Annotated in this window: 11 protein-coding genes, 1 other RNA gene and 1 riboswitch; of the genes, 8 read left to right on the top strand and 4 right to left on the bottom strand. The window is 52.8% G+C overall.

The window, feature by feature from the left end; all coding sequences use genetic code 11:
- Positions 1-14 precede the first annotated feature (14 nt).
- The 3 genes from BHAP_RS01125 to BHAP_RS01135 are packed head-to-tail and all read left to right on the top strand — an operon-like array spanning position 15 to position 3,994.
- A complete protein-coding gene (locus tag BHAP_RS01125) occupies positions 15-950 on the top strand; it encodes a carbohydrate ABC transporter permease (RefSeq protein WP_169713138.1) in 936 nt (311 codons plus the stop codon).
- A 2-nt stretch (positions 951-952) separates the two neighbouring features.
- Positions 953-1,825, top strand: a complete 873-nt coding sequence (locus tag BHAP_RS01130; protein WP_094728796.1) for a carbohydrate ABC transporter permease — start codon at positions 953-955, stop codon at positions 1,823-1,825.
- Positions 1,826-1,882: 57 nt separating this feature from the next.
- Complete coding sequence (locus tag BHAP_RS01135) at positions 1,883-3,994, top strand: beta-N-acetylhexosaminidase (RefSeq protein ID WP_094728798.1); 2,112 nt, start codon at positions 1,883-1,885, stop codon at positions 3,992-3,994.
- An 84-nt stretch (positions 3,995-4,078) separates the two neighbouring features.
- Here BHAP_RS01135 and BHAP_RS01140 read toward each other — a convergent pair whose 3' ends face one another.
- On the bottom strand, positions 4,079-6,613 hold the full coding sequence (locus tag BHAP_RS01140; RefSeq protein WP_094728800.1) for an energy-coupling factor transporter ATPase: 2,535 nt from the start codon (positions 6,611-6,613) through the stop codon (positions 4,079-4,081).
- Positions 6,614-6,828: 215 nt separating this feature from the next.
- Positions 6,829-7,428, bottom strand: coding sequence for an ECF transporter S component (locus tag BHAP_RS01145; RefSeq protein WP_094728802.1), 600 nt, complete (start codon positions 7,426-7,428; stop codon positions 6,829-6,831).
- Positions 7,429-7,433: 5 nt separating this feature from the next.
- A riboswitch (FMN riboswitch) is annotated at positions 7,434-7,589 on the bottom strand.
- Between the two features lie 358 nt (positions 7,590-7,947).
- On the opposite strand from BHAP_RS01145, the gene BHAP_RS01150 reads away from it, so the two are divergent.
- Positions 7,948-8,352 carry a hypothetical protein gene (locus BHAP_RS01150; protein WP_094728804.1) on the top strand — a complete coding sequence of 135 codons (405 nt, stop codon included), beginning with the start codon at positions 7,948-7,950 and terminating at the stop codon, positions 8,350-8,352.
- The gene (locus BHAP_RS11575; RefSeq protein WP_158216397.1) at positions 8,353-8,490 is read left to right on the top strand and encodes a hypothetical protein; all 138 of its coding nucleotides are present in this window, start codon (positions 8,353-8,355) and stop codon (positions 8,488-8,490) included. It begins immediately after the preceding gene.
- Between the two features lie 273 nt (positions 8,491-8,763).
- Here BHAP_RS11575 and ssrA read toward each other — a convergent pair.
- Positions 8,764-9,160, bottom strand: a transfer-messenger RNA (tmRNA) gene (gene ssrA / locus BHAP_RS01155).
- Positions 9,161-9,340: 180 nt separating this feature from the next.
- Positions 9,341-10,729, bottom strand: a complete 1,389-nt coding sequence (locus BHAP_RS01160) for an FAD-dependent oxidoreductase (RefSeq protein ID WP_094728806.1) — start codon at positions 10,727-10,729, stop codon at positions 9,341-9,343.
- Positions 10,730-11,067: 338 nt separating this feature from the next.
- Between BHAP_RS01160 and BHAP_RS01165 the strand changes: the two genes are divergently transcribed.
- The 3 genes from BHAP_RS01165 (at position 11,068) to BHAP_RS01175 (ending at position 15,504) form a co-directional block, all read left to right on the top strand.
- Positions 11,068-12,357, top strand: coding sequence for an O-acetylhomoserine aminocarboxypropyltransferase/cysteine synthase family protein (locus BHAP_RS01165; protein WP_094728808.1), 1,290 nt, complete (start codon positions 11,068-11,070; stop codon positions 12,355-12,357).
- 359 nt (positions 12,358-12,716) lie between these two features.
- Positions 12,717-13,973, top strand: coding sequence for a trans-sulfuration enzyme family protein (locus BHAP_RS01170; RefSeq protein ID WP_094728810.1), 1,257 nt, complete (start codon positions 12,717-12,719; stop codon positions 13,971-13,973).
- A gap of 151 nt (positions 13,974-14,124) precedes the next feature.
- A complete protein-coding gene (locus BHAP_RS01175) occupies positions 14,125-15,504 on the top strand; it encodes an O-acetylhomoserine aminocarboxypropyltransferase/cysteine synthase family protein (protein WP_094728812.1) in 1,380 nt (459 codons plus the stop codon).
- The last annotated feature ends 20 nt before the right edge of the window (positions 15,505-15,524 follow it).

Here is a 15,524-nt window from a genome sequence, read left to right on the forward strand (position 1 = left end):
AGGGAACAACTGTCATGAGTATGGTTCAATCGACGGCGCAAGCCGTTCCTGCGGTGAGACGTCGCCGTAATTTGACGCCTGTGTGGCTGTTGACCCCGGCCGGTGTGATCATCCTCGCGCTGGTCGTGGTCCCTCTGATCTTCTTGATCTTCACGTCGTTCACGGACTTCAATCAGAAGACTCTGTTCACTGGATCATTCAACATCGTCGGCTTCGACCAGTACCAGACCGTGCTGACGGACCCCGAGTTCTATAAGGCGCTTGCCCGCACGTTCGTGTTCACGGCCGTGCTCGTGGCTGGTAGCGTGCTGGCTGGTATGGGTGTGGCTCAGTTGATGACTAAATTGGGGCCGGTGATGCGTTGGCTGGTCACGTTCGTGCTGATTTTCGCGTGGGCCATGCCGAACGTTGCCTCCTCGGTGGTGTGGAAGTGGTTGTTCCAGCCGGGTTATGGCGTGTTCAACTGGCTGCTGACTCAGACTCGTTTGTTTGGGGATGTGACGAACCTGTCGTGGACGGATAACACGTGGCTTACGTTCCTGGAGATCTGGCTGTTGATTGTCTGGCAAGCCGTGCCGTATATCGCGATCAACCTGTATGCGGCGACCACGCAGGTGGATAAGTCCTGTCTTGAGGCAGCTCAGTTGGATGGTTGTTCGAAGTTGCGCTGCTACTGGCAGATCACCGTACCACTGATCAAGCCGAGTCTGATGGTGATCACGATGTTGTCGGTGATCTGGGACTTCAACGTGTTCAACCAGATATGGCTCATCTCCCAAGGTGGGCCGCGGGAGACGACCGCGACGATCGGTATCTTCACGTATAAGAAAGCGTTCGTGTCGTTCGATATCGGTACTGGTGCCGCCGCGAGCGTGCTGGTCACGATCATCCTGCTCGCCTTGACGAGTGTGTATATTCGCTACCTGCTCAAATCCGGGGAGGACCTGTGATCATGAACACCACAACCGTAAACCGCGTTGCCGCTCCGCGTGCCAAGCGCAATGCTTCCACGGAAATCCGCCGCATCGGCACGATCATCCTGGCCGTCATATTCTGCATCGTGTGGATTTTCCCGGTCTACTGGATGTTCGTCACGTCGATCAAACCACGCAACCAGATCATGACCGAAACCCCGGTGTTCTGGCCCGGCAAACTGTCACTGGACAATTTCGTGGTGGCCGTCACCCAAACCTCGTTCCTGACGAACCTCAAGAACAGTGTGATCGTCACCGCCATCTCGATTGTCCTGTCGATCATTCTCGCGTTCTTCGCGTGCGCGGCGTTAACCCTCTACCGGTTCCGCGGCCGCAAGGCGATCATGGTGTTCGTCTTGGCTATCCAGATGACCTCGGGTGGTATCATCCCGCAGTTCATCATCTTCAACCAGTTCGGCCTGTTGAACAAGTACAGTGGTCTGATCCTCGCGTACATCGCGATGGTTCTACCGTTCGCGATTTGGAACATGCGTGGCTTCTTCCTCAACATCCCCAAGGATATCTTCGAGTCCGCGGCTGTCGAGGGAGCTAACGACTGGCAGATCCTGTGGAAGATCACCTTCCCGCTGGCAGCTCCCGGCATCGTGTCCACGTCCGTGTTCGCGTTCATCAACGCGTGGAACGACTACATGACCGCGTACACGTTCATGAAGGACCAGTCCAAATACACGCTGCCCGTGTGGCTGTCCTCGTTCTCCACACCCACCATGGGCACCGACTTCGGCGGACAGATGGCCGCATCCGTTATCTTCTCCCTACCCGTCGTGATCTTCTTCATGATCATCCAACGCAACATCATGAAAGGCGTCACCACCGGAGCCGTCAAATAACCCAACCATCTGGGAAAGTAATCGAGCTACAGATTATTCATAACTCAAGGAATGATCATGAGTACACAACACAATCACGGTCGAGACGATGCTCAACAGCTAGCTCTCATACCGCAGCCCACACAAGTAACATATGCTGACGAAATAGTGCCGCTTGGCTCGCAGGTGATAATCACATGGACGACATCAACTACACCGTTCACTGCGATTGCAGACACACTCGTAACGTTAATCGAACAGATTCAAAGCGAGTGCGACGCTCTCGGCATCCCGGTGCGGTCATCGACACGTCAGTATACTGTGTTTGAACAGGCCGAGCTCGATAGCACCGTGATTGTGCTAGACATCGACCAATCGCGCGCGTCCAACGCTTATACGCTCGAGATTACGCCAGCCACAGATCAACAAGAACATGTCAGAGTCGCAACTGCAGCTCGTGTACACGTGAAAAGCGGTGGATTAGAAGGACTGCGCTACGGTGTGCAGACATTACGTCAGATTCTGCACCAATCGAATGGTCGTGTGCCATGCATGCTTGTTGATGATAAACCAGCGTTTGCTTTGCGTGGCTACAGTCTCGATGTGACGCGTGGGCGCGTGCCAACGCTTGCGTTCCTCATGTGGTTTGCTGATCAGCTTGCCTACTACAAATACAATCAACTCCAACTCTATGTAGAGCATACGTTTGCTTTTGACGAGCTTGCTGAAGCATGGCGTGGCTCTGATCCACTCACTGCTGATGACATTGTGCAATTTGATGAATACTGTGCGCGACTTGGTATCGAACTAGTTCCATCACTTGCCACATTCGGTCACATGTACATGAACCTGCGTTCACGATCACATCGGGAACTTGGCGAGTTTCCTGAACAAGCAGATCGTCCATTTGGATTCATTGAGCGTATGGAACATCACACGCTCAATGCTGCTGATCCGCAAGCATTAGCATTTGCTCAACGGCTGATTGGCGAATATGCGTCGTTGTATCGTTCTCGACTGTTTAACATCGGTGGCGATGAAACTTTCGACCTCGGTCGAGGCCAGTCCGCAACGGTTGGCGCGATGAGCGGCAAGAGTGCCCTATATGCGAGATTCGTAGCGGGATTGTGCGACCCGTTAGAAGGCATGGGGCGTCGGCCGATGCTCTGGGCTGATATAGCGCTTGAATCACCGGATGTGCTCGATCTGCTACCAGATGACGTTATTATGCTCAACTGGATGTACGAGCCTGAGATTGACGAGGAACGTATTGTACGGATTGCTCGCACTGGCCGGACGCAAATCGTATGCCCAGCAGTACGCGCGTGGAGTCGATTCTTGCCAGATTATGAAGGCGCGTGGTTGAACATACTGCACATGGCACAAGCTGGTCTGCATTATGGCGCGTATGGTTTGCTCGTCACTGACTGGGGTGATTACGGAGCTATTAACGATCCTCGTATGAGTGTGCCTGCAATGTGCTACGGGGCACAGCAAGCATGGAGTCCCGGTTCAGTCGAATTTGAGGACATGAATTGCCGCGTGTCAACGTTGGCTTTACCGACGCTGTCTGCTGCACATGGTTCGTCGACTGGCTCAGAATCGCGCGAACATGTATGTTCTTGTACGTTGTCGACCGACTTGATGAGCGTGCTGTGTGAAGCGTCGCAATGCGTGTCCTTCCCGTGGGATCTTGCAGTGCAATGGCTTGAGCTCGATGCTGGCAATGGCATGATTAATGATGACGTTGCCGACTATGTGGAACGTAGTCATGCTGGAACTGTGTCGTTAGAACGTGGTGTAGGGTGTGCTCTTGCTCGACGTCGTCTATTGGAAGCTCATGCTGAGAAAATTAAATCATGGCAAGATGCTAATCGCCGACTGCAGTGCTGCGAATGCGGTTTGACCGGTGACCTAGCATTTATACGTGTGCTCATTGACGGGCAGCGACTATTCAACCAGCTGGGCGTAATGTTGCTGGCTATGCCATCCGACAATGGTATTGATCATGATAATCCAATGAAGATAGCTGCATTACAAGCTGAGCGTGATCAATTGGCTGCGCAACTTGAATCGTGGCTTACCGCATATCGCACCACATGGTTGGAGGTCGGTCGGTATGCTGAATTTGATCGGATTCGGCATGTAATTTGGTCGTTCAGCGATATATTGCGTGCCGGCTCGTATTAGATTCGTTTGCCATCTTGGCTCCCCTTGTCAGGGAGCCAAGATCGCGGCACTAGCTTCATATACTGAAATGCCAGCCAGAGTACATCAGAGTAAACCAAGCACGACGAGTCCAACAACATATGTTCCTGTGATAGCGCAAAACATGATGTCAACGGGCTTCACGTGTAGTGCGTGCCAGCGCGTGCGGTGGATGCCTTCCTCGTAGCATCGCGCGTCGAGAGCGAGACTGAGATTGTCGGCGTGACGAATAGCGCCGGCAAACATTGGCACGCACAGTGCGGTCATTGCTTGTAATCGTGCGGTGAGTGAGCCAGTTTCGATACTGCCGCCACGCGCGGCTTGTGCGTCCGCAATCGCTTTCGCTTCCGCGCCGAGAGTCGGTAGGAACCGCAGTGCAAGACTCATCACTAGTGCGATTTCCTGCGTATGCATGCCAAGATGACGCAGTGGAGACAGTAATGAACCGAATCCATCAGTGAGTTCAGTTGGTGTAGTGGTTTGCATCAGTATTGCGCCGAGAATAATCACGAGCGCAAAACGCAGCGCGTACAGGATTGCGATAGTGATGCCATCGTCAGTAATCGGTATCGGGCCGAGTTGTATGAGCGTGTTGCCGGTGCGCACGAAGAATATGTTGAGCGCTCCCATGACGATAAACATCGCGAGAAACATATGCACGGAGGCAAGCAATCGCAACGGATTGAGTCGACCGGCGGCAATGATCGCGCCGACCATGATCGCGCCGAGTGCAAGTTGGGCTGGCGTATTAATTGCGAACGCCGTGAACATCAGCACAAGGAACGTGACCATCTTGGCGCGCGGGTCTAGCTGAGTGACGATGTTGCTGCGATGACTGTGCACGGTATTAGCTTCGGGGATATTGGTTTCGGCTTTCATCTCATGAACGGTGGCATTGGGAACGGCAGTGTGCTTGTGCCGATTGCCTGCTGTTGCTTGCGTACCGATCGCCGTACCGATCGTAATAATACGATCAGCTACAGCATGTGCTTCATCAAGCGAATGCGTGACAATAAGTACAGTCACACCCTGCTTGTGCAGAGTCTGAATTAACTCATGAATACGTGCGGTTGCAGTCTCATCGAGGCTAGCCGTTGGCTCGTCCATTACCAGTATGCTCGGTCGACATGCGATAACACCAGCAATCGCCACGAGTCGTTGCTGACCACCTGACAAACTGAACGGTGAACGATCGGCAAGATGCTCGATATGGAGTAATTGCAGTGCGTCATGCACGCGTGCGCTGATTTCAGTTTCGTTGAGCCGTTGGTTGCGAGGACCGTACGCCACGTCATCGGCTACAGTGTCGGCAAACAGCTGCCGTTCAGGATGCTGCATAACGAAACCGACCGTGCGGCGTAGAGTTTCACGTTGTTTACGGTTGAGCATGCGCGGTGATCGACGATGCTGGCTGTTATGTGTGTGTTGATCGGTTGCGACAGGAATATTGGCAACCGTGATCGACCCTTCATTCGGCTGATCGAGTGCGCAAATCAGCCGTGCCAGTGTGGACTTGCCTGCACCGTTTGCGCCCATAATCGCTACGGTTTCGCCTGCATTGACCGTCAATGAGAGATCGCAGATCGCAGGCGCATCTGAACCGGGGTATTGGTAGGTGAGATGATCAATAACGATGGCAGGCTGCAAGGATTGCTGAGTGTGCTGAATCTGTGTGGAATGCACGTGGTGGTGTGCAGATTGAGTCGGTTGTGCGGCAATAGGGGAGTCCGCCGCTATTGTGTGCTCAGATAATTCAAGGATGTGTGACTCATCCGAATCATGGTTGTGCGGTTCATGGGCATGCTCCTGCCTATACATCTCATCTTCGAGGGACTTCTCACGCGATGGCATAATACCGGTTTCAGACCATCGCGTGAACGGAACAATCCCATTGCGATTATCATCATTTCGGTTATCGACGTTGACAATGTTCCCATTGACCATGTGTATTATGCGATCAGCTCGCATCGCTTCATCATGGTGATGCGTCACATGCACGATTGTCGTGCCGTGTGCGTGCAACTCGTCGAGAATACGCATCACTTCTGCGCGCGCAACAGGATCAAGCATCGCGGTCGGCTCATCTAGTATGAGCATGGAAGGATGCATCGCCAACATACCGGCAATAGCGATGCGCTGCTGCTGACCACCACTCATGCGCGTCGGGTCGTCGTATCGGTGAGCAGTCATATCTACTTGTGTTAACGACTCATCGATACGTCTGCCGATTTCAGATCGATCTGTGCCGAGATTTTCCGGTCCGAATGCAACATCGTCTTCGCTGATTGTAGTAACGAGTTGATCTTCCGGATTTTGGAATACGGCACCGATATTGCGGCGCGCGGCACGATATTCAGCAGGATTTGCGCCTGCGTCACCATCGCTATTGAACACGTCATGACCAAGCAAAGTGATATGTCCAGCGTCTGGCGCGCTAAGGCCAGCAATAAGTCGTGCAAGCGTAGATTTACCGGAACCATTCGGTCCGGTAAGACACACGTATTCACCGGCGTGGATAGTTAGGTTGACCTCGTTTAGAGCCCAGCTTGCGCCGCCGTCGTAGCTGAATCGAATATCGGTGAGGATTGCTGCGTCAATCATACTGAGCCTTGAGAAAAATGAATGAACAAGAACGGAAATTGTGGGCATGGACTGCTTGCTGACATACGAAAGTTGTGGGTCTGCACTGTTCACAAACAAGATTGTGGGTGTGGACTGTTTATGAAAAGAGTCGTATCGACAGTTTCGTAGACAGTCCACACCCACAACTGAACAATAGCCGTCAGTCGATGCCCACAGTCAGCTATGGTAGGACTTTAGCGATCGAGCAGGTTGGTGATCGGCTTGTAAATCAGGAACGTTACCACACCGTGGATTGCGAACTTGAGTAAATTAAACGGCAGCAGCGCTGGCACGATGAGAGCAGCAACTTGAGCGACGGTCATGTGTGCGTAAATCGGAGTGACAATAAGATTGCCAACAATCGCAACGATCAGTGCGCATACTGCGCCGACGATCAGACCAATGATAGCGCCATTACGAGTACGATTCTTGCGGTAGATGATCGCGGCCGGCACAGACAGGAACAATGCGACGAGCACGGCCATCAACGTACCCCACGGATCGAGGAAGAGATGCGGTACGAAACCAAGTACGCTCACGATCGCAGCAGCAGCCGGTCCGAACGCGAAGCCAGCGATTAACGCGACGATGCCTGACGGATCGTATTTCAGCCATTGAATGCCCGGAATGATTGGAAATTCAAGGAAACTTGTGGCCATTGCCAGTGCGACAAACAGTGCGTACATGGCAATGCGTCGGGTTGACCAACGACCGGAGTCAGCTACGCCTGTCGAATGTGCAGTATCCGGACGCGACGAAGTAGTGGAATTAGTGGTATGTGAAGAGACACTCATATTGAGCTCCGTTTCTTCCATCCGGACTCTAACCGTTGGCCCCGGATTTACACCGGATCAGCCGCTTGCGCGGGTCGCGGGCTTGCGCTTAAGACCGGCCGTTATGGAATCGACCGTGCGGTTACCGCCAGTAAGGAATTTCACCTTCCCTGAAACTTACGTTGCCTATGTATACGCTACAGTCTGGATTTTTATGTGCCGCATGTTCACTGTGCGGAATACGGCAGTCTGTGGTCGGGTTAATATACGTGCCGTCCGTTTTAGTAACAGTCACATGTTCAGTGGCCTACGTTTCCGCGCTTAGCTTACGTTTGAAACCATGCTTATCGGTTTGTGCACCGTTTGGTTTGCGATACCGGACGCGATATCTGACGCTGTTTTTTAGTCTGATATTTAGTAATATGCACCGTTATTGACCTCCGTTATTGACCTCTATGCATGGCGCGTGATTACGCGCCATTACACTGTTCTATGCAGGTTGATCAGCTATGATAAGTGCTACGAACGTGTGGAGGACTGATGAACCATGAAGACAATGAGCCGAGCAATAGTCGACGGGGCCAATCGGGGGTTGCGCATCGCAACCACGTCGAACCCGAGCCACGAGTTTCAGCGTATTCGCCAGACGATTCTAGCGGCGAACGTGCAACGCTCGTCGGCCGAACAGGTCAAACAAGCGATGGCAGAAGCAGCCAGTCGAGTGATCAACACACGTTGATTGCTCGCGCATCCTACTGGGAGGGCAATGTTCCTTCTCCAGAGGATATGGCTGCGTTTAAAAAGGTTGAGCCGACTTTCCCCGAGCGTATTATGCGTATGACTGAACAGACCGTGGATACGCAGAATCGGGCGTTGAAGACGACAACTACGCTTGAAGCGTGGGCTACGGCTATTACTGTAATTGGTTACACTGTATTACCGTAGGTGTTGGCTGGCGTGCTCGCGTTTACTGGACATGATGTTACCGCGTCTATTGCAGCGCTTGCAGGACTCGCGGAAACTGGCCCGAAGATCATTGACGCCATCAAAGAACATTCCGACAAGTCCAACAAGGATGAGTAACATCATTTTCGGTGTCTTTGACTCGTATACGTCAGATTTGTATGAGCACTCCCGTGCGCACTTAGCCGGTGCTGGATTCTAAGCCGGTCTCCTACATGTCGAGCGGGGTGTTTTTTCTCATATTCGTTGGCATATGGAAAGCCGCCCCCGTCACCACTTTCATGCCCACATTTTGCGGGAAAGAGCGACAATAAGAGAACAATAGATGAAAAACAAAAAGCCGCTCAGCCCTACTCTCGTAAGGCTTTGCGGCTTATTTCCGCCGAAGCGGAATAGTGGAGATGCGGGGAATTGAACCCCGGTCCGATAACCGAACCCTCAGTCTTCTACGTGCGTAGTCTGCTGGCCGTGCGGCAATTTTTCTGCCCCCATCTCTGTCGCAGACAACCGATGGCGAGCATATTCGCAGTTAAAGTCCCGATGCAACCCTGCAACTCAGCTACATCAGCAAGTCTTCTAAACGACGCTCAGCATCCTCCCAAAGACGAAGAGAAGTGAACGGAGCGGCTGCTCACTGGTTAATCCTGGCGCGAAGCTCAGGCAGCGAGAGCGAACTCAGTGCGGTTAGATTTAGCACTTATTCTTTTGCCGGGGTCATCCACGAGTGGACCCGGCGTTCTCGGCACGCTTCCCTGCGACGAACAGGTCACCGTCGAAACCGATCATCCCCAATCTTGAATTATCAAGCTTCCGCTTACGCGGACATTTCAATATACATCGTTACGTGACGAATGTCAATTCTCAGCGGTGTGGATTGGCTTGCTTTCTACTGACGGCTTTCTGTGCGAGGAAAGCACAAAGAGAGTTACCAGCAGAAAGCAAGGCAATCCACGACATAAGTGAGCTGTAATCAGCTTTCGGCAACCGCCTGAATAGCGACCGCCCCTACAAAGTTAATTGGCTGGCTGAAATTCGGCTGGAAGAACAGGTCTGCACCTGCCAACTGGTCAATCGTAAAACCAGCCTCAATCGCAACAGACACAACATTAGCCGCTTGTGAAATGTCATGTTTCGACAGGAACTGTGCGCCGAGAATACGTCGTGTGACCGGACTCCATACGATTGTGGCAGTCACTGGTGTGGTAGTGAGCATAAAGTCCGGTCGATAATCCTGAGTGATCGTTGCAGACCGAGCTGCTAATCCACGCCGTTGCGCACCACCCAGCGTCAAACCGGTCGCGCTCATCGCTAAATCGTATAGCTGCACTGCACTTGTCGCCTGTGTGCCAGCGTAGCGTTTTGTAGCGCGGTCAATATTTTCGCCGATAAGCAGACCTTGCCGCACTGCGTTTGTAGCGAGCGGAATATAGTCGTCGGCACCGGTTGGATTGTAGCGTACGGTCGCACTGTCGCCAGCTGCAAACACGTCCTCAAGTACGATGTTATCTGGCAGTGAAGCATGCATGTAATCGTCAATAACAATCGCACCATTAGCCAACATGCGCAGTTGATCGCGGAACAGTGCAGTATTCGGACGGAATCCTGCGCCAAGAATCGCCACATCAGCCGTATATTCGCCTCGCTCGGTTACCACGGTCACGCCGCTGCCGTCCACGCCGTCCGAGCCAACCGCCGACCGGAACGCAATAACTTTCTGTCCCAGTGCAAGCGTTACGCCATGCGATTCAAACGCGCGTTCTACATCGTCACTGATCGCAGCGTCGAAATTGTTTGCTAACACGCGGGGCAGCGCATCCACCAGTGTTGTTGCCACACCGATTTCGCTGAACTGTTCGGCTAATTCTGCGCCGATGTACCCCGCGCCGATCACGACCGCCGATTTCGCGCTCTTCGCGCGCTCTTTAATCGCCAGCGCGTGATCCCAGTTCTTGCACAACATGACTGTGCCTGCTGCCATTGCCTCGTCTAAGCCATCAATCGGTGGAATTACCGGTGCAGAACCGGTGGTAATCACTAGCTTGTCGAACGTGTATTCGCTCACTTCGCCGGTTTCCAAATCCTTCGCATGTAGCGTTTTACCGGTTACGTCAACGTCGAGCACATCGTGACGTATGTGCATAGTGGCACCAGCCTCAGCGAGTGCTTCAGGCGACGAGTAGAACATTTTCTTCGGGTCAGACACATGATCGCCAACCCACAAGGCAATGCCGCAGGACAGGAACGACAGTGAGCTGTTGCGCTCAAATACGTGCACTGTCCAATCTGGATGTTGCTTAAGAATTGATGTAGCGGCGAATGTTCCGGCGTGCGTGCATCCGACGATAGCGACGGTAGTCATATAAGTGCTCCTTTGCTTGGGAGGGCGTCATTGTCAGGACACTATTGTGCCATTACCTCGCCCGTTTCGCGGGTAGGTGCCAGTAATCCCGCGCGTCGCGAGTGGATAGGCGGATAGTAGATCCAGAGCTTCCACAACGAATATCAGTGAATCGATTCCATATTTTATTCCACAATATGCAGTTTCTCGAACAAGCTGCATGTTTTGTGCGGTATGGTATATCGGTTAATGTTTGCGCTCCCAGCGAAACGTGAGTGGGAACGCAAACAAAATACTCCAGCGGAACATTCCAGCGGACACTGTGAAAACAGCGGAAACAGCGGAAAAGAAGGGTCATCATGACGGATCTGACCACCAAGGCCATCCATGCAGGTTACGATCGCGCGGCTAATGCGCGCGCAGCAAATGTGCCGATCTACGCGTCGGCGGCATTTGATCTGGAGAATGCTGAACGTGGTCGCGCACTGGCTGCTGGCGAACTGGATGGTTTCGAGTATTCGCGTGTCGCAAATCCGACTGTTGACGTGCTCGAACGCCGTCTCGCCGCGCTTGAAGGCGGTATTGGTGCGGTAGCTGTTTCCTCTGGTATGGCCGCTGTTTCTTACGCACTGATGTGCGTGGGGGAGAGCGGCGGCCGCATCATCGCATCAAAGAACTTGTATGGTGCATCGGTTGACGCACTCGTTGATTTTCTGCCCGAGTTTGGTATCCACGCAGATTTCGTAACTGACATCAACGATCTTGCGGAAGTTGAGTCGAAGATTGGACCGGATACGCGCGCAATCTACACGGAAACCGTCGCCAATCCGAGCACGGAAATCGCTGATCTTGAGCCGCTCGCAGATCTCGCGCACCGACACGGTATCGCGTTGATCGTAGATAATACGGTACCAACTCCGTATCTGCTTCGGCCGATCGAATTCGGTGCCGATATTGTCGTCCACTCGACTACGAAAGGCATCACCGGTCACGGCAACGCAATCGGCGGTGCTATTATCGACGCTGGACACTTCGACTGGGCCAACGGCCGTTTCCCGCAGTTTACTAGGCCGCAGCAAGTCATCGCCGACGCTGACGGAAAACCGCGCACGTTCGCTGGGGCGTTTGGTAGCGAGGCGTTCATTCGTCGCATTCGTATCAAGTATCTGCGTACGTTTGGCGCGGTACAGAGTCCATTTAACGCGTATTTAACGCTCGTTGGTCTTGAAACATTGCCTGAACGCGTGTCCCGTCAGGTAGCAACTGCCACGACGGTTGCACGTCATTTGACGCGCACGCCGCACGTACTCACAGTCAACTATTCAGGACTTGGAGACACGCCGCAGTACGCGCTTGCCGCAAAGTATTTGCCACACGGCGTCGGCCAGATTCTCTCGTTCACAGTAGATGGCGATCGTGCGAACGTGCAGCGTATTCTCGACGGTACCAAACTGTTCTCGTATGTGCCGAATATTGGTGACGCACGCTCACTGATTGTCGATCCGGCGAATATTACGCATCGTGAAGTACCGGATGATGTGCGTCGCGCGGCTGGAGTAACGAGTAACTTGATTCGTTTGTCTATCGGCTTGGAAAGCGCTGATGATTTGATCGCCGATCTCGATCAGGCGATCGCAAACGCGTACTGAGCATACTGATTGGACGTATTGAGCAGCAACTGACTTATGTTGCGTGTGCAGTAACTCGCTACGAGTAGCTCTCGGCTCTCCTTGCCAGGGGAGCTGTCGACGAAGTCGACTGAGGGGTAGTCACATCTTCGGAACGTTCTAAGGGTGTTGCCACCCATCAGTCATTTACGCTGGCTGCTAAGGGGTAGCGACTCATTAACGTATTAATAACGCAGAATACTAGTCAGTTACGAGTCGAGTCGCGATACAAGTTGTAGCCGATCATAACCAACGCATATAGCCACGCCGCACGCATGCTGGGCGATGTCAGGTATGCTCAGAATCGTTCAGTTTCATACGACATCTCAAGGGGGTGCATCATGACGAGGTTCAACACACAGCTGGTCCACGGACTGCCAGTGAACGATAACAATACTGGCGCCGTCAACCCGCCAATTTACAACTCATCCACTTATGCTTACGAATCGGTCGACACGATGCCCCGCTGGGATTACGCTCGCAGTGGCAATCCGACTCGCGACTTCCTCGAACGGCAGATTGCGCAGCTTGAGCATGGCACACGTGGTTTTGCGTTCGCGTCCGGACTTGCGGCGATTCACGCGGTATTGTCAATTTTTAAGCCGGGCGATCGTATTATCGTCGGCAAGAATATTTACGGTGGTACGTATTCGCTGTTTAACGAGTATTTTGCTGAGCGTGGCATTACGTTTGAAGCAGTTGATACTGCGGATTATGACGCGCTTGACGCTGCGGTGTCCGGTCGTGCTCGTGTGACGTTCGACGGGCGTGAGCTAGCTCAGACGAGTGCTGCGAAAGCCGTGTATTTCGAGGTACTCACCAATCCGCTGTTGCAAGTCAACAATGTGAACCGTATTTCGGCGATCGCTCATCGTTATGGTGCTATTTCGATCGTGGATAATACGTTTGTGACGCCGTATTTGCAGCAGCCGTTGGATTTAGGAGCGGATGTGGTAGTTCATTCGGCTACCAAGTATTTGGCTGGTCATTCTGAAGTGACTGCTGGCTTGGTTGTTGTGCTGGATGATGAGATTGGTCGCAGTATTTACTTTGCACAAAATCGTTTCGGCGGTGTGCTTGCTCCGGCGGAGTGTAACGATGTGCGTCGCGGTATTCAGACACTTGCGTTGCGTATGGATCGTCAGCAGGAAAATGCGCAAGCTATTGCCGAATATCTGCTGGTACATCCTTTGGTTAAGTCAGTGCATTATCCGGGTGTGCGCGCAGATCGTGCGCACGTACTTGCTGAAAACGGGCTTCGTGGTTTTGGTGGCGTGCTGTCGTTTGAAGTGGTGCCCGGTGTGGACCCGGGTGTTGTGCTTGATAATCTGCACATTTTCCGTCTTGCGGTAAGTCTCGGTGCGGTAGAAAGCCTTGCTGAGTTGCCGTGTCGGATGACTCATTTTGAACTGCCAAAAGCTGAACGTCTCAAAGTGGGTATTACTGATGAGCTGGTTCGTTTGGCTGTCGGTATTGAGGATGCATCTGATCTGATCGAAGACTTGGGGCAAGCGTTCGACAAGGCGTATGAAGCGTACCTTAAGAATCACGCCGAACTCGATACCTTCAGCCAAGTCGCCTCCGGCGTTTTTGCGTAAGCCTTGTGACGATTGCGTATGCGCGCACAGGTAGTTGATGAAAGCGCACGCGTTGTACGTTCGGGTAGTACGTTCGTTTGACATGGTCACTTTGAAGATTGGGAAGCCGCAATAGGCGGAATAATCGGATAGATTGGAGTGACGTTTTTCCATGACGCAAGGCACACTGAATCAGCAATCGCAGGTGACGAACGAGGATAGTAATACCCGTGGTACCAGCGATTGCGAGTCGCGTATACTCGACGGATTTGCGACGCGTAGCGTCCACGCTGGCTACACCCCGGACGATAACCGCGATTCCTCATCTGTGCCGTTGTATCAGTCTGTGGCTTATGGCATGGAAACTGCTGAACGTGGAGATGCGCTCGCAGGTGGTGAAACTGCGGGTTTTTCATATTCGCGTGTGGCGAATCCAACTGTTGCTGTACTTGAGCAGCGTCTCGCTGCGTTGGAAGGTGGGTCGAGTGCGGTCGCAGTGGGCAGCGGTATGGCTGCCGTATCGTACGCACTGCTGTGCGCGGCAGAAGGTGGCGGACGTATTATTTCGCCTACTGATTTATACGGTGCGTCGGTTGATGCGATGGAAACGTTCTTCCCTCAGTTCGGTATTCACACAGATTTCGTGCACGATATCAACGATCTAGCAGAAGTCGAGTCAACAATTGGTCCAGATACGCGCGCGATTTTCGCTGAATCGGTCGCCAATCCATCCACGGAAATCACAGATCTCAAACCGCTCGCTGATCTTGCGCACCGTCACGGTATTCCACTCATCGTTGACAACACAATACCCACACCATACTTGTTGCGCCCTATCGAATTTGGTGCTGATGTTGTCGTTCATTCGACTACGAAAGGCATCACCGGTCACGGCAATGCGCTCGGCGGTGTGATTATTGACGCTGGACATTTCGATTGGGCTAACGGGCGCTTCCCGCAGTTTACAGCCAACGAACTTGTCGTCAGTGACGAACGCCACGGTCAATGGCATAGTTTTGCCTCACGATTCGGCAAGGACGCGTACATTCGCCGCATTCGTATCAAATATGTGCGCACGTTCGGCGCAGTTATGGCCCCGTTTAACGCATACTTGTCTCTCGTCGGACTCGAAACAATCTCTCAACGTGTTCGCCAACAGACTGTGTCTGCGTTGGCCGTTGCCGAACATCTACGCACACTACCGCACGTCACTCACGTCAACTATTCCGGTCTTGCGGATCATCCACAACATGCGCTCGCCGAACAGTACTTGCCGCACGGCGTCGGACAAATCCTCTCGTTCACAGTCGACGGCGACGAAACCAACGTGTATCGCATCCTTGACCATACTAAACTCTTCTCATACGTGCCGAACATTGGTGACGCGCGCTCATTAATCGTCAACCCGTCGCGTATTACACATCGTGAAGTTCCCGAAGTATACCGAATTGCTGCTGGAGTGAGCGATAATCTCATCCGATTATCGATCGGACTAGAAGACGTGGCTGATTTGAACGCCGATCTCGACCAAGCCATCGCGAACGCTTACTAACGCGTGTTTCGATACTCATA

Origin of the sequence: Bifidobacterium hapali (assembly GCF_002259755.1) — a bacterium.
In the GTDB taxonomy this organism is placed as follows: Bacteria; Actinomycetota; Actinomycetes; order Actinomycetales; family Bifidobacteriaceae; genus Bifidobacterium; species Bifidobacterium hapali.